30 protein-coding genes are annotated in these 15,321 nt (G+C 45.0%); all 30 read left to right on the top strand.

The window, feature by feature from the left end:
• The first annotated feature begins 26 nt into the window (after positions 1–26).
• Positions 27–1,217, top strand: a complete 1,191-nt coding sequence (gene tuf, locus MJ769_RS10000) for an elongation factor Tu (protein WP_239236875.1) — start codon at positions 27–29, stop codon at positions 1,215–1,217.
• 88 nt (positions 1,218–1,305) lie between these two features.
• Entirely contained in the window at positions 1,306–1,617 is a 312-nt protein-coding gene (gene rpsJ, locus MJ769_RS09995; RefSeq protein WP_239236874.1) for a 30S ribosomal protein S10, read from the top strand.
• Positions 1,618–1,675: 58 nt separating this feature from the next.
• A complete protein-coding gene (gene rplC, locus MJ769_RS09990; RefSeq protein WP_239236873.1) occupies positions 1,676–2,320 on the top strand; it encodes a 50S ribosomal protein L3 in 645 nt (214 codons plus the stop codon).
• Positions 2,320–2,946 carry a 50S ribosomal protein L4 gene (gene rplD, locus MJ769_RS09985; protein ID WP_239236872.1) on the top strand — a complete coding sequence of 209 codons (627 nt, stop codon included), beginning with the start codon at positions 2,320–2,322 and terminating at the stop codon, positions 2,944–2,946. Before rplC ends, rplD begins: the two co-directional genes overlap by 1 nt.
• A complete protein-coding gene (gene rplW, locus MJ769_RS09980; RefSeq protein ID WP_239236871.1) occupies positions 2,943–3,260 on the top strand; it encodes a 50S ribosomal protein L23 in 318 nt (105 codons plus the stop codon). Before rplD ends, rplW begins: the two co-directional genes overlap by 4 nt.
• A gap of 2 nt (positions 3,261–3,262) precedes the next feature.
• On the top strand, positions 3,263–4,096 hold the full coding sequence (gene rplB / locus MJ769_RS09975; protein WP_239236870.1) for a 50S ribosomal protein L2: 834 nt from the start codon (positions 3,263–3,265) through the stop codon (positions 4,094–4,096).
• A gap of 5 nt (positions 4,097–4,101) precedes the next feature.
• Positions 4,102–4,386: a 30S ribosomal protein S19 gene (gene rpsS, locus MJ769_RS09970; protein ID WP_239236869.1), complete on the top strand. Its 285-nt coding sequence runs from the start codon at positions 4,102–4,104 to the stop codon at positions 4,384–4,386.
• A 9-nt stretch (positions 4,387–4,395) separates the two neighbouring features.
• A complete protein-coding gene (gene rplV / locus MJ769_RS09965) occupies positions 4,396–4,725 on the top strand; it encodes a 50S ribosomal protein L22 (RefSeq protein WP_239236868.1) in 330 nt (109 codons plus the stop codon).
• Positions 4,726–4,732: 7 nt separating this feature from the next.
• Positions 4,733–5,446, top strand: a complete 714-nt coding sequence (gene rpsC, locus MJ769_RS09960) for a 30S ribosomal protein S3 (RefSeq protein ID WP_239236867.1) — start codon at positions 4,733–4,735, stop codon at positions 5,444–5,446.
• Positions 5,430–5,846, top strand: coding sequence for a 50S ribosomal protein L16 (gene rplP, locus MJ769_RS09955; RefSeq protein ID WP_239236866.1), 417 nt, complete (start codon positions 5,430–5,432; stop codon positions 5,844–5,846). Before rpsC ends, rplP begins: the two co-directional genes overlap by 17 nt.
• 2 nt (positions 5,847–5,848) lie before the next feature.
• Positions 5,849–6,043, top strand: a complete 195-nt coding sequence (gene rpmC, locus MJ769_RS09950; protein WP_239236865.1) for a 50S ribosomal protein L29 — start codon at positions 5,849–5,851, stop codon at positions 6,041–6,043.
• Positions 6,040–6,303 (top strand): 30S ribosomal protein S17, encoded by a 264-nt coding sequence (rpsQ, locus tag MJ769_RS09945; RefSeq protein ID WP_239236864.1) that lies wholly within the window; start codon positions 6,040–6,042, stop codon positions 6,301–6,303. The genes rpmC and rpsQ overlap by 4 nt, the downstream gene beginning before the upstream one ends.
• A gap of 167 nt (positions 6,304–6,470) precedes the next feature.
• Entirely contained in the window at positions 6,471–6,839 is a 369-nt protein-coding gene (gene rplN, locus MJ769_RS09940; protein WP_239236863.1) for a 50S ribosomal protein L14, read from the top strand.
• Between the two features lie 48 nt (positions 6,840–6,887).
• Entirely contained in the window at positions 6,888–7,202 is a 315-nt protein-coding gene (gene rplX, locus MJ769_RS09935) for a 50S ribosomal protein L24 (RefSeq protein ID WP_239236862.1), read from the top strand.
• Positions 7,203–7,214: 12 nt separating this feature from the next.
• Positions 7,215–7,754, top strand: a complete 540-nt coding sequence (rplE, locus tag MJ769_RS09930; RefSeq protein WP_239236861.1) for a 50S ribosomal protein L5 — start codon at positions 7,215–7,217, stop codon at positions 7,752–7,754.
• 7 nt (positions 7,755–7,761) lie between these two features.
• Complete coding sequence (gene rpsN, locus MJ769_RS09925; RefSeq protein WP_239236860.1) at positions 7,762–8,067, top strand: 30S ribosomal protein S14; 306 nt, start codon at positions 7,762–7,764, stop codon at positions 8,065–8,067.
• A 10-nt stretch (positions 8,068–8,077) separates the two neighbouring features.
• Positions 8,078–8,473: a 30S ribosomal protein S8 gene (rpsH, locus tag MJ769_RS09920; RefSeq protein WP_239236859.1), complete on the top strand. Its 396-nt coding sequence runs from the start codon at positions 8,078–8,080 to the stop codon at positions 8,471–8,473.
• 10 nt (positions 8,474–8,483) lie between these two features.
• A complete protein-coding gene (gene rplF / locus MJ769_RS09915; RefSeq protein ID WP_239236858.1) occupies positions 8,484–9,017 on the top strand; it encodes a 50S ribosomal protein L6 in 534 nt (177 codons plus the stop codon).
• 12 nt (positions 9,018–9,029) lie between these two features.
• Positions 9,030–9,386 carry a 50S ribosomal protein L18 gene (gene rplR, locus MJ769_RS09910; protein ID WP_239236857.1) on the top strand — a complete coding sequence of 119 codons (357 nt, stop codon included), beginning with the start codon at positions 9,030–9,032 and terminating at the stop codon, positions 9,384–9,386.
• A gap of 13 nt (positions 9,387–9,399) precedes the next feature.
• The gene (gene rpsE / locus MJ769_RS09905; protein ID WP_239236888.1) at positions 9,400–9,921 is read left to right on the top strand and encodes a 30S ribosomal protein S5; all 522 of its coding nucleotides are present in this window, start codon (positions 9,400–9,402) and stop codon (positions 9,919–9,921) included.
• 4 nt (positions 9,922–9,925) lie between these two features.
• Positions 9,926–10,135: a 50S ribosomal protein L30 gene (gene rpmD, locus MJ769_RS09900; protein ID WP_239236856.1), complete on the top strand. Its 210-nt coding sequence runs from the start codon at positions 9,926–9,928 to the stop codon at positions 10,133–10,135.
• A complete protein-coding gene (gene rplO, locus MJ769_RS09895; protein ID WP_239236855.1) occupies positions 10,136–10,570 on the top strand; it encodes a 50S ribosomal protein L15 in 435 nt (144 codons plus the stop codon). It abuts the gene before it with no gap.
• 11 nt (positions 10,571–10,581) lie between these two features.
• On the top strand, positions 10,582–11,901 hold the full coding sequence (gene secY / locus MJ769_RS09890) for a preprotein translocase subunit SecY (protein WP_445083088.1): 1,320 nt from the start codon (positions 10,582–10,584) through the stop codon (positions 11,899–11,901).
• A complete protein-coding gene (gene infA, locus MJ769_RS09885; RefSeq protein WP_239236854.1) occupies positions 11,901–12,119 on the top strand; it encodes a translation initiation factor IF-1 in 219 nt (72 codons plus the stop codon). Before secY ends, infA begins: the two co-directional genes overlap by 1 nt.
• A 28-nt stretch (positions 12,120–12,147) precedes the next feature.
• Positions 12,148–12,264 (top strand): 50S ribosomal protein L36, encoded by a 117-nt coding sequence (gene rpmJ, locus MJ769_RS09880; protein WP_239236853.1) that lies wholly within the window; start codon positions 12,148–12,150, stop codon positions 12,262–12,264.
• 69 nt (positions 12,265–12,333) lie between these two features.
• Positions 12,334–12,699, top strand: a complete 366-nt coding sequence (gene rpsM, locus MJ769_RS09875) for a 30S ribosomal protein S13 (protein WP_239236852.1) — start codon at positions 12,334–12,336, stop codon at positions 12,697–12,699.
• A gap of 19 nt (positions 12,700–12,718) precedes the next feature.
• The gene (rpsK, locus tag MJ769_RS09870; protein WP_239236851.1) at positions 12,719–13,108 is read left to right on the top strand and encodes a 30S ribosomal protein S11; all 390 of its coding nucleotides are present in this window, start codon (positions 12,719–12,721) and stop codon (positions 13,106–13,108) included.
• Positions 13,109–13,124: 16 nt separating this feature from the next.
• Positions 13,125–13,754, top strand: a complete 630-nt coding sequence (gene rpsD / locus MJ769_RS09865; RefSeq protein WP_239236850.1) for a 30S ribosomal protein S4 — start codon at positions 13,125–13,127, stop codon at positions 13,752–13,754.
• Between the two features lie 17 nt (positions 13,755–13,771).
• Positions 13,772–14,743: a DNA-directed RNA polymerase subunit alpha gene (locus tag MJ769_RS09860; RefSeq protein ID WP_239236849.1), complete on the top strand. Its 972-nt coding sequence runs from the start codon at positions 13,772–13,774 to the stop codon at positions 14,741–14,743.
• A gap of 12 nt (positions 14,744–14,755) precedes the next feature.
• Complete coding sequence (gene rplQ / locus MJ769_RS09855; RefSeq protein WP_239236848.1) at positions 14,756–15,148, top strand: 50S ribosomal protein L17; 393 nt, start codon at positions 14,756–14,758, stop codon at positions 15,146–15,148.
• Positions 15,149–15,321: the final 173 nt, after the last annotated feature.

The raw sequence follows: 15,321 nt of genomic DNA, 5'->3' as shown, positions 1-15,321 counted from the left end.
GTCAAATAATCTAGGAAATTTAAATCATGGCAAAGAGTAAATTTGAGCGTACCAAGCCGCACGTAAATGTAGGTACAATTGGTCACGTTGATCATGGCAAGACCACCCTGACAGCAGCGATTTCCACTGTGCTTTCCAAGAAATTTGGCGGTGAGGCAAAAGCTTATGATCAGATTGACGCAGCGCCGGAAGAAAAGGCGCGCGGCATCACGATTAATACTGCTCATGTTGAGTATGAAACGTCTGGTCGGCATTACGCGCATGTGGACTGTCCTGGTCATGCGGATTACATAAAAAACATGATTACCGGTGCTGCGCAGATGGATGGCGCTATTCTGGTAGTGTCAGCTGCAGATGGCCCGATGCCGCAAACACGTGAACATATACTGTTGGCGCGTCAAGTTGGGGTTCCCTACATTATCGTCTACATGAATAAGGCGGACATGGTTGATGACCCTGAGCTGCTCGAGCTGGTCGAAATGGAAGTGCGCGAGCTTCTAACCAAATATGACTTCCCTGGTGATGATACCCCGATTATTATCGGCAGTGCGCTCAAGGCTTTGCAGGGTGATCAGTCCGAAATTGGCGAGCCCTCCATTTTTCGTTTGGCCGAGGCGCTTGATGCCTATATACCACAACCTATGCGTGTCATGGATGGTACATTTTTGATGCCTGTAGAAGATGTTTTTTCTATCTCTGGTCGAGGCACCGTGGTAACTGGCCGGGTGGAGCGTGGTGTCGTCAAGGTGGGTGAAGAAATTGAAATTATCGGCCTAAAGCCTACTATCAAAACCATATGTACTGGTGTAGAAATGTTCCGCAAGTTGCTTGATCAAGGTCAGGCGGGTGATAACGTAGGAATATTGTTACGTGGTACTAAGCGTGAGGATGTCGAACGTGGTCAGGTTTTGGCTAAACCAGGTTCTATCAGCCCGCATACCAAGTTTACAGCCGAAATATACGTACTCAGTAAAGACGAAGGTGGTCGCCATACACCGTTCTTCCAAGGCTACCGCCCGCAATTCTACTTCCGAACTACCGACGTAACAGGTGCGGTTGAGCTGCCGGAAGGCACTGAAATGGTGATGCCTGGAGACAATGTGTCGGTGACGGTTAGCTTGATCGCCCCAATAGCGATGGAAGAGGGTCTTCGTTTTGCGATACGCGAAGGTGGTCGAACCGTCGGTGCCGGCGTGGTGGCTAAGGTGATTGAATAATATTATGTACAACAAGAATTATTGTGCTGTACAATCTCGTGTTAATCCGCAGTTGTGTAATAACAACTAAAAAGTAGACATAAAAATTATGAAAAGTCAGAATATCCGTATACGCCTGAAGGCGTTTGATTATCGTCTAATTGATCAGTCCGCATCACGGATTGTTGAGACTGCGAAGCGTACTGGGGCTGTAGTAAAGGGTCCTATTCCACTGCCTACTAAAATTGAACGTTTTGATATTTTGCGTTCACCTCACGTCAATAAGACGTCACGCGATCAATTTGAGATTCGAACTCATCTGCGTATGCTGGATATTGTTGATCCAACTGAAAAAACTGTAGATGCGCTAATGAAATTGGATCTGCCTGCAGGTGTTGATGTCGTAATTAAATTGCAGTAGCTGTAAGAATTGAATTGGTTGGCCAATTGTAGTCAGCCCCTTAAGAAGGATATTAAGAATGAGCTTAGGACTTGTCGGTCGAAAGATTGGCATGACCCGCATTTTTACCGACGAAGGAATATCTCTGCCGGTGACAGTGTTGGACGTGTCTAATAATCGCGTGACCCAGATTAAAACTATTAATACTGATGGTTACAATGCAGTTCAAATTACGTTTGGCGTGCGACGTGCAAGCCGTGTTGTTAGAGCGGCTGCGGGGCATTATGCTAAAGCGGGCGTGGTTGCGGGTAGCGTACAAAAAGAATTTATTGCTACTCCTGAGGAATTGAGAGGTTTGCAGGCTGGTGGTACGCTTGGCGCGGATTTGTTTGAGGTTGGTCAAAAAGTTGACGTGACCGGCACGACTCTTGGTAAGGGGTTTAGTGGTGTAATTAAACGTTACCATTTTAGTTCTGGTCGTGCTACGCATGGCAACTCAAAATCTCATAATGTGCCAGGTTCTATTGGGATGGCGCAAGACCCGGGCCGTGTATTTCCAGGTAAGCGCATGTCAGGGCATCTTGGTGATGTGCGTCGTACAGTGCAAAATCTCAAGATAGTCCGTATTGACATTGGTCGGCAGTTATTGCTTGTAATGGGTGCTGTCCCTGGTTCCAAGGGTGGTGATGTGCTTGTGCGCCCAGCAGTAAAGGTGGGTGTATAATGGAGCTTAAGGTTATTGATGGTAAAGGTGTGGTTGGTTCTAGTATTTCAGCCTCTGATGAATTGTTCGGCCGGGAGTATAACGAGCCGTTGATTCATCAGGTGGTGATTGCATATCAGGCAAATGCTCGTTTTGGTAATAGTAAACAAAAAGATCGAAGTGAAATTTCGAAAAGTACTCGAAAGCCTTGGGCTCAGAAAGGTACTGGGCGTGCGCGTGCTGGTATGGCTTCCAGCCCTTTATGGCGTGGTGGCGGTAATATATTCCCGAATACTTCGAACGAAAATTTTACACAGAAGGTTAACCGCAAGATGTATCGAGCGGGCTTGGCTTCAATTTTTTCTCAGCTAGTGCGCGAGGATCGTTTAACTGTTGTTGATAAATTGACACTTGCTGCGCCAAAGACAAAGCTGTTTGCACAGATGATGGTCGATATGGGGTTTAACTCGGGTCGTGTGCTGGTTATTGTCAGCGATCTTGATGATAATTTATATTTATCTACACGTAATTTGGCAAATGTGTTTGTTTTAGAAGCTCATCAGGTAGACCCGGTAAGCTTAGTGCGCTTTCCAAAAACACTTGTTACACTCGATGCTGTGAGGAAGATTGAGGAGGTGCTGGGATGAGTAATATTAAATTCAGCCAAGAGCGATTGATGAACGTACTGCACATGCCTCAGATATCCGAAAAGGCAACATATGTTTCAGAGAAACATGATCAAGTCATATTTCGTGTGGAGCCAACTGCTACGAAGCCTGAAATCAAAGCTGCTGTCGAGTTAATGTTTAAAGTTGATGTCGAAAGTGTTCAAGTTGCTCTTGTTAAAGGTAAGCAAAAGCGCTTCGGAAAGTTCATGGGTCGGCGTAAAGATTGGAAGAAGGCATATGTATGCCTAGCTCCTGGTCACAAAATAAATTTTTCAGAGAGTGAGCAAGGTTAATTATGGCGCTGATCAAACTTAAACCAAGTTCTCCGGGGCGACGTGCTGTGGTTCGCGTGGTTAATAATGAACTGCATAAGGGCAAGCCTCATTCACAATTAGTGGAAAAAAAGAATAGAACGGCGGGTCGTAATCATAATGGCCATATCACTGTGCGGCATATGGGTGGTGGGCACAAGAAAAATTATCGCATAGTAGATTTCAAACGAGATAAAGATAGTGTTTCGGCCACTGTTGAGCATTTGGAGTATGATCCGAACCGCAGTGCGCATCTTGCTCTCTTATGCTACTCGGATGGCGAGCGTCGTTATATTATTGCACCTAAAGGTGTCAAAGTTGGTGCTCAAGTGGTGAGTGGATCGGAAGCGCCAGTTAAGGCGGGCAATGCTTTGCCTTTGCGAAATATACCAGTTGGTTCGACAATACACTGCATTGAAATGATGCCTGGTAAAGGTGCGCAGTTGGCGCGCTCGGCTGGTACATCAGTTCAGTTGCTGGCGCGTGAGGGTGGTTACGCGCAGTTGCGTTTGCGGTCCGGCGAGATTCGGAAGGTTCATGTGGATTGTAAGGCGACTATAGGTGAGGTGGGTAATGCTGAGCACAGCTTACGTTCGATTGGCAAGGCAGGTGCTATGCGATGGCGCGGAGTTCGTCCGACAGTGCGTGGTGTGGTTATGAATCCAGTCGATCATCCGCATGGGGGCGGTGAGGGTAAAACTGCTGCTGGTCGTAACCCTGTGAGTCCATGGGGTGTTCCAGCTAAGGGATTTCGTACGCGTCGTAACAAGCGCACTAGTGGCATGATTGTGCGCCGCCGCTTTCAGAATAAAGGGTAAAAATTATGGCACGTTCCATTAAAAAAGGTCCATTCGTCGACGCTTACTTGGTAAAGAAAGTTGAAGTTGTGCGCGCCACCAACGATAAGCGACCTGTGAAAACCTGGTCGCGCCGGTCTACTGTACTGCCGGAATTTATCGGTCTTACCATTGCTGTGCATAATGGGAAGCAGCATGTCCCTGTGTATATATCTGAGAACATGGTGGGTCATAAGCTAGGTGAATTCTCGCTGACGCGCACTTTCAAAGGACATGCCGCTGACAAAAAAGCAGTTGTCAAAAAAAAATAAGGAGGTGTGATGAATACAATCTCAGTGGTAAAGGGCGTTCGCCTATCAGCTCAAAAGGGACGCTTGGTGGCGGATCAGATTCGAGGTTTGCCAGTTAATAAAGCGCTAAGTACTTTGTCTTTTAGTCCTAAAAAAGCAGCTGTAATTATTAAAAAAGGTTTAGAGTCGGCTATCGCTAATGCTGAGCACAATGATGGTGCTGACATAGATGACCTTAAGGTTGCTACTATCTATGTTGATAAAGGAGCCTCACTGAAGAGGACGTCGGCTCGAGCTAAGGGGCGAGGTAATAGTATAGAGAAGCAGACCTGTCACATTACGATTATCGTCGGGAGCTAAAGCAGATATGGGACAGAAAATTCATCCAATCGGGTTCCGATTGAGCGTTCAGAAAAGCTGGACATCTAAGTGGTATGCCAATAGCAAGAACTTTGCTGGAATGCTTCTTAAGGATATTGAGGTACGCGATTATCTTAAGAAAAAACTCTTCGGTGCAGGAGTATCCAAGATTGTTATCGAACGACCTGCGAAAAACGCTAAGATAACCATATATACCGCTAGGCCTGGCGTAGTGATTGGTAAGAAAGGTGAGGATATTGAATTCCTGCGGACTGAGCTTAGGAAGCGCATGGGATTACCCGACGTAGCGCTAAACATTGAAGAAGTACGAAAACCCGAAATTGATGCTCAGCTTATTGCTGAAAGTATTACTTCGCAGTTGGAAAAGCGCATTATGTTCCGACGTGCTATGAAGCGAGCCATGCAAAATGCTATGCGTTTAGGTGCCCAAGGCATCAAAATTATGAGTGCTGGCCGACTTAACGGGATTGAAATTGCGCGATCTGAGTGGTATCGCGAAGGACGGGTGCCATTGCATACTCTTCGTGCTAATATTGACTACGGTACAGCTGAGGCTAAAACAACTTATGGCATTATTGGCGTCAAGGTTTGGGTTTACAAGGGTGATCATACTGGAGTGGAGGAGGTGGCCGCGCCGTTAGTGTCAGTGCCTGAAAAAAGAGTTAGAAAACCGGGGGCAAAACATGCTGCAACCAGCTAGAAGAAAATATCGTAAAGAGCAAAAGGGACGTAACACTGGTATTGCAACACGAGGTAATAAGGTTAGTTTTGGTGAATTTGGCTTAAAAGCAGTTGCTCGTGGTCGTCTAACGGCTCGTCAGATAGAGGCGGCTAGACGTGCGATGACGCGCCACATTAAGCGTGGTGGGCGGATTTGGATCCGCATATTTCCTGACAAGCCAATTTCTCAAAAGCCTGCTGAGGTACGTATGGGTAATGGTAAAGGTAATCCTGAATATTATGTTGCTGAGATTCAACCTGGCAAGATGTTGTACGAAATGGATGGCGTAGAGGAGATGATAGCGCGCGAAGCTTTCCGCCTAGCCTCTGCTAAGCTGCCTATAGCCACAACGTTTGTAATTAGACAAGTGGGGGTATAACGATGAAAGCAAATGTATTAAGAGATAAATCCATAACGGACCTAAATCTTGAATTATTGTCTCTGACCAAAGCACAATTCGGCTTGAGAATGCAGGTTGCGACGCAGCAATTGAATAATAACAGCCTGCTTCTCAAGATGCGTAGAGACATTGCTCGCGTTAAAACAATATTAACAGAAAAGGGTGCTCAACAATGAGTGCAACAAACTTAAAGCGAACATTGGTTGGCATGGTTGTAAGCGATAAAATGGATAAAACAGTTACAGTCCTTGTTGAACGCAAAGTTAAACATGCTCTGTTAAGTAAGGTTTTGCGAGTATCGAAAAAATACCATGCTCATGATGAGAATAATGAGTTTCATCTCGGAGATATGGTCTCTATTGAAGAATGCCGTCCCTTGGCAAAGACTAAAAGTTGGCGCGTGACCAAGCTGGCTGAGAAATCTCAAGCGGCCTAATAACTTTTTGTGTCAATTTTCAGTTTTTTGATTTTACTGCTTGCAATTCCAGATAATCTCGCGCATACTGTAAAGCTTCGTTTCGCCGCTGTCTTGTTTGCGGTAACTTAACCCTTGCGGATCCAAGACTGGCCGCCATAATGACGGATAAAGTTGGAGTATAAATAATGATTCAAATGCAATCTGTTTTGAGCGTGGCTGACAATACTGGAGCCCGTTCTGTTATGTGTATCAAGGTTTTGGGCGGGTCTAAATGCCGATATGCTGCTATTGGCGATGTAATTAAAGTTAGCATAAGAGATGCTGCACCGCGATCACGAGTAAAAAAAGGTGAGGTGTATAGTGCCGTAGTTGTTCGCACAGCTAAAGGTGTGCGTCGGCCCGATGGGTCTTTGATAAGATTTGACGGAAATGCTGCGGTTTTGCTTAACGCGAAACTTGAGCCAATCGGCACTAGAATATTTGGTCCGGTCACTCGTGAATTGCGTACTGAGCGGTTTATGAAAATCGTGTCGCTCGCCCCAGAGGTGTTGTAGTGGTGGCTGGTATTGTAATTTGCGAGAGATTTGGTCTAAGGATAAGTTATGCGTAAGATAAAAAAAGATGATGATGTGATTGTCATTGCTGGCAGAGACAAAGGGAGTCGTGGCAACGTACTCCGCGTTCAAGGTGATCGTTTGTTAGTGGGTGGTGTTAATATCGTGAAAAAACATCAGAAGCCGAATCCTGTAAAGGGAGTTGCTGGTGGAATAGTTCCTATGGAGATGACGATCCATGTGTCAAATGTTGCTATATATAATGCGACATCTAAAAAGCCGGATCGCGTGGGAATTAAAACGTTGGAAGATGGTCGCAAAATGCGCGTCTTTAAATCTAGTGGCGAAGTAGTGGACGCGTAAGGGAGAAATGGTATGGCTCGTCTATATGATTATTACAAGGATACAGTATCTCCAGGTCTTATGAAGCAATTTGGCTATAAGTCCGTTATGGAGGTTCCCCGTATAGAAAAAATAACTCTAAATATGGGGGTGGGTGAGGCAGTGGCAGACAAAAAAGTTATGGAGCACGCTGTCGCTGATATGCAAAAGATTAGTGGGCAAAAGCCTGTGGTTACTAAGTCCAAGAAGTCTATTGCAGGTTTTAAAATTCGCGAAAACTATCCTGTTGGTTGTAAGGTAACTTTACGTAAATTGCGCATGTATGAATTTCTTGATCGCTTGGTTACTGTTTCTATTCCGCGAATCCGTGACTTTCGTGGAATGTCAGGTAAAGCATTTGATGGTCGTGGAAATTATAATATGGGTGTCAAAGAGCAAATTATCTTTCCTGAGATTGATTATGACAAAATTGATGCATTGCGCGGTATGAATATTACAATTACTACTAGTGCGAAGACCGATGATGAGGCTCGTGCTCTTCTCTTGGCTTTCAAATTTCCATTGAAGAATTGAGGTAAAAATGGCTAAAGCTGCTGTCATTAACCGCGAGCAAAAGCGTCGCGACATTGTGAATAAATACTCCGATAAACGCGCTGAATTACTGGCATCTATTGCTGATTCAAAACTAAGTGATGGCGATCGTTATGCTGCTCGTCTAAAGTTGCAGGCTCTTCCGCGAAATTCGAGTCCTGTGCGCTTGCGTAACCGTTGTTCATTGACTGGGCGTCCGCGCGGCGTTTTTAGCAAGTTTGGTCTGGGTCGTATTAAGTTGCGTGAATTTGTAATGCGCGGCGAGGTTCCTGGCGTAATCAAGGCAAGCTGGTAGGAGTGTATTTATGAGTATGAGCGATCCGATCTCCGACATGTTGACGCGAATTAGAAATGCGCAAATGGCGGAAAAATTAAATGTATCAATGCCTTCTTCTAAGCTGAAGGTGGCGATTGCCAAGGTTCTACAGGATGAAGGATACGTGGAGGGGTATAATGTTTCGAGCACAGATAATAAGCCTGCGTTAGAAATTGCCTTGAAATATTATGCTGGGCGGCCTGTTATTGAAAAAATTCAACGCGTAAGTCGACCAGGTCTGCGTATGTATAAGGGTTGCAATGAAATACCTAAAGTAATGAATGGGTTGGGTATTGCCATTGTGTCTACCTCAAAGGGGTTGATGACTGACCGAAAAGCACGTGCCAATGGAGTAGGCGGTGAAGTTTTGTGCATAGTCGCGTAACGAGGTAATTATGTCTAGAGTCGCTAAAAATCCAATTGCTTTACCTTCTGGTGTCGAAGTTTCGCTGGAGCAAGATGAAGTTGCTGTTAAAGGTCCTTTAGGTATAATTAAACAAAAACTTACCGCCGATGTGCATGTGGTGCAAGATGGTGAGGCTTTGCTTTGTAAGGCTAATGATAAATCTGCTAAAGCGGTTGCTATGTCTGGCACTATTCGAGCTTTGATTGCTAATATGGTGCAAGGTGTGTCCAAGGGTTTTGAGCGTAAGTTGACCTTGGTTGGTGTTGGTTATCGAGCACAGGCTGCTGGTGATACTCTAAACCTGTCACTTGGTTTTTCTCATCCAATAGTATATAGGGTGCCTGTTGGAGTGACAGTTTCAACGCCAACTCAAACTGAAGTTGTATTGAGGAGCGCTAGTAAACAGCAGGTCGGCCAGGTCGCCGCTGAAATTCGCGCGTTTCGTAAACCTGAGCCCTATAAAGGTAAGGGAGTTCGATTTGCCGAAGAGGTGGTAAAGTTGAAAGAAACTAAGAAAAAATAATTGAGGCGGATTATGTTTATCAAGAATGATGCGCGTCAGCGTAGAGCCCGTAAAACTCGTGCCAAAATTGCTGGTCAAAAGTCAGTCCGGTTAGCGATCCATCGTAGTAACTTACATATTTATGCTCAAGTAATTTCTGCTTGCGGAGGTAGGATTTTAGTTAGTGCTTCCACATTAGAGGTAGAGGTGCGTAAAGAGTGTTCTAATGGGGGTAATATTGCTGCGGCCATTCTGGTTGGAAAGCGTATCGCTGAAAGAGCAAAAAGTGCTGGTATAGCCGAGGTTGCTTTTGACCGTTCCGGTTATAAATATCACGGTCGCGTCAAGGCGCTCGCGGCTGCGGCGCGTGAGCATGGCTTGAAGTTTTAACTTGAGGTGAATGATGTCTAAAGCACAGGGAAGAATGCAGCAGTCGGAAGATCGTGGTGATGGTCTTATCGAGAAGATGATATCGATAAATCGCGTGACTAAGGTTGTTAAAGGTGGTCGCATAATGGGTTTTGCCGCACTGACCGTTGTTGGAGACGGTGACGGCCGCATTGGAATGGGTAAGGGTAAATCTAAAGAGGTTCCAGTTGCCGTGCAAAAATCTATGGAAGAGGCACGCAAAAAGATGGTTAATGTTAACTTGAAAAAAGGTACTCTGCATCATACGGTTATTGGGCGTCATGGTGCTGCAAAAGTGTATATGCAGCCAGCATCCGAAGGTACTGGGATTATTGCGGGTGGAGCGATGCGTGCTGTCTTCGAGGCCGTGGGTGTGCATGATGTACTAGCCAAATGTATAGGTTCTAGTAATCCATATAATGTAGTTCGTGCAACTCTGAATGGTTTGCAGGCTATTAATTCTCCATCTGAAATTGCGGCTAAGCGTGGTATGAGCATAGAAGAGATCCAGGGGTAAGGCAATGTCACAGATTAATCAAAAAATTATAGTTTCGGCTGGTAAGGTTAGCGTAACGCTAGTTAAAAGCGTGATCGGTACCAAAGTTTCTCATCGTTCCTGTGTTCGTGGGTTGGGCTTACGACGTTTGAACCATACAGTTATAGTCGAAGATACACCATCAGTGCGAGGTATGATTAATAAGGTTTATTACTTGGTTAGGTGTGAGGTTTAAATGCTACTAAATAAAATAAAACCCGCAGAAGGATCTTCGCATGCTAGACGAAGAGTTGGTCGTGGTATTGGTTGCGGTCTAGGAAAAACGTGTGGTCGAGGTCATAAAGGTCAGAAATCACGTTCTGGTGGATTTCATAAGGTTGGGTTTGAAGGTGGTCAGATGCCACTGCAACGCCGATTGCCTAAACGTGGGTTTGTTTCATTGACTCGCAATAATTGTGCTCAAGTACGCCTGTCTGACTTGGATAAATTGGCTGTCGATGTGATTGATTTACTTGTTTTGAAGCAGTCAGGCGTTGTGCCTGCTGCAGCATTGATCGCTAAAGTGGTGTCGTCTGGCGAGATCAATCGCTCTGTGAAATTGCAGGGTTTGTTACTTAGCAAAGGCGCTCGTGCTGCAGTTCAAGCTGCTGGCGGTAGCATCGAACAGTAATGACAGGTTCCGTGGGTGTGGCGGCTAAAAATCGTTCGAATGGTGGGAAGTATGGAGACCTTGGACGTCGCTTGTGGTTTTTGTTAGGTGCGTTAGTGGTTTACCGAGTTGGCGCTCATATTCCTGTGCCTGGCATAGACCCTGTGGTGCTGGCTGATTTATTCAATTCGCAAAAAAGTGGCATTTTAGGCATGTTCAACATGTTTTCTGGTGGTGCGCTTTCTCGATTTACGATACTAGCACTTGGCATTATGCCGTACATATCAGCTTCCATTATCATGCAGCTAGCGACACATGCGGTACCTCATCTTGAGCAATTGAAGAAGGAAGGGGATGCTGGGCGTCGTAAGATTACTCAGTACACTCGCTATGGCACAATGTTTTTAGCGCTGTTCCAAGCATTTGGTATGTCTGTGGCGCTGCAATCTCAGGTTGGATTAGTGTTACATCCAGGTATGATGTTTCAGATGACTACGGTAATTACGTTGCTGTCTGGGACTATGTTTTTAATGTGGTTGGGTGAGCAGATTACTGAGCGCGGCCTGGGAAATGGAATTTCCTTGATTATTTTTGCTGGAATAGCTGCGGGATTACCTACAGCTATTGGTAGCACCTTGGAGTTGGCGCGTACCGGCGCGTTCTCTATTCCGCTTGTTTTATTGCTATTGTTTGGTTCGATTGGAATTACAGCTTTGGTGGTGTTTGTTGAGCGCGGTCAACGAAAAATTCTAGTCAATTATGCCAAGCGTCAGGTAGGAAATAAGGTTTATGGCGGTCAAAGCTCGCATTTACCATTGAAGGTGAATATGGCCGGTGTGATTCCGCCTATTTTTGCCTCAAGCATTATTTTATTTCCGGCTACATTGGCTGGTTGGTCTGCTAGCGGGCAAGGTTTTGGTTGGCTTAAGGATATCAGTGATATGCTATCGCCTGGCCAGCCAATATATGTGTTGCTGTATGCAGCGGCAATTATATTTTTCTGTTTTTTTTATACAGCACTTGTCTTTAACCCCAAAGAGACAGCAGAGAATTTGAAGAAAAGTGGCGCATTTTTACCTGGGATTCGTCCCGGTGATTTGACCGCTCGCTATATAGAAAGCATTATGCTTCGCTTGACTTTGGTCGGTGCGGTGTATGTAACTTTGGTCTGCCTATTGCCTGAGTTTCTTGTAGTAAAGTGGAACGTTCCATTTTACTTCGGTGGTACCTCGTTATTAATTATGGTTGTGGTGACCATGGATTTTATGGCACAGGTTCAATCATATTTGATGACGCATCAGTATGAAAACTTGTTAAAGAAGGCAAACTTTAAGGGTGGGTTGATTCGCTGATGGCCAAGGAAGATGCGATGCAAATGCAGGGAGAGGTTGTAGAATCTCTTCCTAATGCAACATTTCGTGTGAAACTAGAAAACGGGCATGTTGTGTTAGGTCATATCTCCGGCAAGATGCGTATGCACTATATTCGTATTTTGCCAGGTGATAAAGTTACGGTTGAACTGACACCTTATGACTTGACCAAAGGACGAATCACGTTTCGCGCCAAGTAATTGTTGCGTATAGTACTGAGGAGAAGATATGAAAGTTCAAGCGTCGGTAAAAAAAGTGTGTCGTAATTGTAAAATAATACGGCGTAAGGGTGTGGTTCGTGTGATTTGTAGTACTGATGCGCGCCACAAGCAACGCCAGGGCTAGGTGTGGGTGAGGTAAATCTCTCTCTCAAATGGCAATTTTTAATGCCTTTTTAAACGATAGGGTAGTTGCATGGCTCGTATTGCAGGTGTAAACATTCCAAATCACCAACATACTGTAGTCGCTTTAACCGCGATCTATGGTGTCGGTAACACTCGGGCGCGGAAAATTTGCGCTTCTGTCGGAGTTAACACCGCCACCAAGATAAAAGATCTCGCTGATGCGGAAATGGAGAAATTGCGCGACGAAGTCGCAAAATTTACTGTGGAAGGTGATTTGCGTCGAGAAATCTCGATGAATATTAAGAGGTTGATGGACTTGGGTTGTTATCGTGGCTTGCGTCATCGCCGTGGTTTACCTGTGCGAGGTCAGCGAACTCGCACTAATGCACGCACTCGCAAGGGTCCGCGCAAGTCTGTTGCCGGTGCCAAAAAGTAATTTTCGAGAGGATTTGAGCATGGCTAAAACAAACACGCGAGTGCGCAAGAAAGTCAAAAAAAATGTGGCTGAGGGCATTGCCCATGTCCATGCTTCTTTTAATAATACTATTGTGACAATTACTGACCGTCAGGGTAATGCATTGGCTTGGTCTACTAGTGGCAGCAATGGTTTTAAAGGCTCGCGCAAGAGTACACCGTTCGCAGCACAAATAGCTGGTGAGACAGCTAGTAAGGCAGCCCAAGAGTGTGGCGTAAAGAATCTCGAAGTGCGCATAAAAGGTCCTGGTCCTGGTCGTGAATCTGCTGTGCGTGCTTTGAATTCGGCGGGATTTAAAATTACCAGTATTTCAGATATTACCCCAATTCCACACAATGGTTGTCGCCCGCCCAAAAAGCGTCGTATCTAAATCTTAGGAGTTAGCCTTGGCTAGAAATCTTGATCCAAAGTGCCGTCAGTGTCGTCGTGAAGGCGAGAAATTGTTTCTGAAAGGCGAAAAATGTTTTACCGACAAATGTGGGGTTGAACGCCGCGCCTATCCGCCAGGACAGCACGGGCAAAAGAAAAATTCTCGTCGGTCTGATTACGGTGGACAGTTGCGAGAAAAGCAAAAAGTTCGCCGTATTTATGGCATGCTCGAGCATCAATTCCGTTTAACGTACCGCTCTGCAGATATTCAACGTGGCATAACTGGTGAAAATCTATTGCAGTTACTCGAGTCGCGTCTAGATAATGTATCGTACCGCATGGGTTTCGGAGCATCTCGTTCCGAGGCACGTCAAGTTGTTCGTCACAATTGCATTTTGGTGAATGGTAGGCGTGTCAATATTCCTTCCTTTCAGGTTCGTACTGGCGATGTGGTTGAGATAGCAGACCATGCTAAGTTGCAATTGCGCGTTAAAGCAGCATTGCAAGCAGCCGAGCAACGCGGTTTTCCAGAATGGGTTGAGGTTGACGCTAAGGCTATGAAAGGTACATATAAGTCTAAGCCTCAACGTTCAGAGTTGCCTGCCTCTATAAACGAACATCTTATTGTCGAGTTGTATTCCAAGTAATTCATGCGGAGTCGGTTATGCATAACAATGATTTTCTGAAGCCTCGCATTATCGAAGTGCAAAGAGTTACGAGTAATCAAGCTAAGATTGTGATGGAGCCATTTGAACGTGGCTATGGTCATACGCTTGGGAATGCCCTTCGTCGAATACTATTGTCTTCTATGCCGGGATTTGCTCCCACTGAGGTCAAGATTGCAAGTGTGCTACATGAGTACTCTTCTATTGATGGCGTGCAAGAAGATGTAGTTGAAATTTTACTTAACTTAAAGGGAGTAGTACTTAAGCTCCATAATGCAAATGTGGCAATGCTGACTCTTAAGAAAGAAGGTGTTGGTGTTGTGACGGCTGGTGATATTGTCGTCGATGCCGACACTGAGGTGATTAATCCTTCTCACGTTATTGCCCACCTGACTGCGGGCGGTAAACTAGACATGGAAATCAAGGTCGAGCATGGTCGAGGTTATGTTTCAGCGATTGCTCGTCAGTCTCCAGTTGAAAATCGTTCAGTTGGACATATTGTGCTTGATGCATCTTTCAGTCCGGTTTGCCGTGTTAGCTATTCAGTTGAAAGTGCGCGTGTGGAGCAACGCACCGATTTAGACAAGCTAATAATGGAAATTGAAACAAATGGTGCTATTGATCCTGAAGAAGCTATTCGTTATGCTGCCCGTATATTAGTTGAACAATTTTCTGTATTTGCTGCATTGGAAGGTACGCCAGCTCCTATGGAGAAACCGCAAACTCCGAAAGTTGACCCGATGTTGTTGCGCCCGGTTGATGATTTGGAATTGACTCCGCGTTCGTCTAATTGCCTTAAAGCTCAAAGTATTCACTACGTTGGTGATTTAATTCAGAATACAGAAAATGATCTGTTACGTACCCCTAACTTGGGTCGTAAGTCTTTGAACGAGATAAAGCAAGTGCTGGCTGAGCATGGTCTATCATTGGGAATGAAACTAGAAAATTGGCCAGTGACTATTGAGAAGTAAGAAAGGGTTATTATGCGTCACCGTTTAGGACTAAGAAAACTTAATCGTACTAGCAGTCATCGTTTGGCGATGCTGCGCAACATGATTGCTTCACTGCTGCGTCATGAGGTAATTAGAACCACATTGCCTAAGGCAAAGGAATTGCGTCGTGTGGCTGAACCGATCCTGACTCTGGGAAAGAATCCTAGCTTAGCTAATCGTCGCTTGGCATTCGCACGACTGCGTGATCGAGAAATGGTTACGAAGCTGTTTGATGAGCTTGGTCCGCGTTATTCAACTCGAAATGGAGGGTATTCTCGTATTTTGAAATTTGGCTTTCGCAAAGGAGACAATGCGCCCATGGCGTTGATTGAGTTGTTAGATCGTCCAACCGAAAAAGAATTAGTGGATAGTGAAGCAGTGTAATCGCAATATTATATTTAACTGTTGGTTTTTAGTAATTTTTTAATTGCGAGGATATTTTTTACCTTGTAATACTCTATTCTATAAATAATAACGTTTATTGTTTCTTAGCTAGTAATAAGGTAACTACTCACCCCATCCCTCAAGAGCCTTACCCGCCAAAGCGATTTGAATAG

It is taken from the genome of Candidatus Nitrotoga sp. BS (genome assembly GCF_927797785.1).
Taxonomy (GTDB): domain Bacteria; phylum Pseudomonadota; class Gammaproteobacteria; order Burkholderiales; family Gallionellaceae; genus Nitrotoga.
Note: the sequence above shows the minus strand (reverse complement) of the source record. Positions and strands in the feature narration are given on the sequence as shown.

What these genes read in the sequence shown, in the direction of transcription:
- tuf (WP_239236875.1), top strand. Translation starts at nt 27, where the DNA reads ATGGCAAAGAGTAAATTTGAGCGTACCAAGCCGCACGTAAATGTAGGT.
- rpsJ (WP_239236874.1), top strand. Translation starts at nt 1,306, where the DNA reads ATGAAAAGTCAGAATATCCGTATACGCCTGAAGGCGTTTGATTATCGT.
- rplC (WP_239236873.1), top strand. Translation starts at nt 1,676, where the DNA reads ATGAGCTTAGGACTTGTCGGTCGAAAGATTGGCATGACCCGCATTTTT.
- rplD (WP_239236872.1), top strand. Translation starts at nt 2,320, where the DNA reads ATGGAGCTTAAGGTTATTGATGGTAAAGGTGTGGTTGGTTCTAGTATT.
- rplW (WP_239236871.1), top strand. Translation starts at nt 2,943, where the DNA reads ATGAGTAATATTAAATTCAGCCAAGAGCGATTGATGAACGTACTGCAC.
- rplB (WP_239236870.1), top strand. Translation starts at nt 3,263, where the DNA reads ATGGCGCTGATCAAACTTAAACCAAGTTCTCCGGGGCGACGTGCTGTG.
- rpsS (WP_239236869.1), top strand. Translation starts at nt 4,102, where the DNA reads ATGGCACGTTCCATTAAAAAAGGTCCATTCGTCGACGCTTACTTGGTA.
- rplV (WP_239236868.1), top strand. Translation starts at nt 4,396, where the DNA reads ATGAATACAATCTCAGTGGTAAAGGGCGTTCGCCTATCAGCTCAAAAG.
- rpsC (WP_239236867.1), top strand. Translation starts at nt 4,733, where the DNA reads ATGGGACAGAAAATTCATCCAATCGGGTTCCGATTGAGCGTTCAGAAA.
- rplP (WP_239236866.1), top strand. Translation starts at nt 5,430, where the DNA reads ATGCTGCAACCAGCTAGAAGAAAATATCGTAAAGAGCAAAAGGGACGT.
- rpmC (WP_239236865.1), top strand. Translation starts at nt 5,849, where the DNA reads ATGAAAGCAAATGTATTAAGAGATAAATCCATAACGGACCTAAATCTT.
- rpsQ (WP_239236864.1), top strand. Translation starts at nt 6,040, where the DNA reads ATGAGTGCAACAAACTTAAAGCGAACATTGGTTGGCATGGTTGTAAGC.
- rplN (WP_239236863.1), top strand. Translation starts at nt 6,471, where the DNA reads ATGATTCAAATGCAATCTGTTTTGAGCGTGGCTGACAATACTGGAGCC.
- rplX (WP_239236862.1), top strand. Translation starts at nt 6,888, where the DNA reads ATGCGTAAGATAAAAAAAGATGATGATGTGATTGTCATTGCTGGCAGA.
- rplE (WP_239236861.1), top strand. Translation starts at nt 7,215, where the DNA reads ATGGCTCGTCTATATGATTATTACAAGGATACAGTATCTCCAGGTCTT.
- rpsN (WP_239236860.1), top strand. Translation starts at nt 7,762, where the DNA reads ATGGCTAAAGCTGCTGTCATTAACCGCGAGCAAAAGCGTCGCGACATT.
- rpsH (WP_239236859.1), top strand. Translation starts at nt 8,078, where the DNA reads ATGAGTATGAGCGATCCGATCTCCGACATGTTGACGCGAATTAGAAAT.
- rplF (WP_239236858.1), top strand. Translation starts at nt 8,484, where the DNA reads ATGTCTAGAGTCGCTAAAAATCCAATTGCTTTACCTTCTGGTGTCGAA.
- rplR (WP_239236857.1), top strand. Translation starts at nt 9,030, where the DNA reads ATGTTTATCAAGAATGATGCGCGTCAGCGTAGAGCCCGTAAAACTCGT.
- rpsE (WP_239236888.1), top strand. Translation starts at nt 9,400, where the DNA reads ATGTCTAAAGCACAGGGAAGAATGCAGCAGTCGGAAGATCGTGGTGAT.
- rpmD (WP_239236856.1), top strand. Translation starts at nt 9,926, where the DNA reads ATGTCACAGATTAATCAAAAAATTATAGTTTCGGCTGGTAAGGTTAGC.
- rplO (WP_239236855.1), top strand. Translation starts at nt 10,136, where the DNA reads ATGCTACTAAATAAAATAAAACCCGCAGAAGGATCTTCGCATGCTAGA.
- infA (WP_239236854.1), top strand. Translation starts at nt 11,901, where the DNA reads ATGGCCAAGGAAGATGCGATGCAAATGCAGGGAGAGGTTGTAGAATCT.
- rpmJ (WP_239236853.1), top strand. Translation starts at nt 12,148, where the DNA reads ATGAAAGTTCAAGCGTCGGTAAAAAAAGTGTGTCGTAATTGTAAAATA.
- rpsM (WP_239236852.1), top strand. Translation starts at nt 12,334, where the DNA reads ATGGCTCGTATTGCAGGTGTAAACATTCCAAATCACCAACATACTGTA.
- rpsK (WP_239236851.1), top strand. Translation starts at nt 12,719, where the DNA reads ATGGCTAAAACAAACACGCGAGTGCGCAAGAAAGTCAAAAAAAATGTG.
- MJ769_RS09860 (WP_239236849.1), top strand. Translation starts at nt 13,772, where the DNA reads ATGCATAACAATGATTTTCTGAAGCCTCGCATTATCGAAGTGCAAAGA.
- rplQ (WP_239236848.1), top strand. Translation starts at nt 14,756, where the DNA reads ATGCGTCACCGTTTAGGACTAAGAAAACTTAATCGTACTAGCAGTCAT.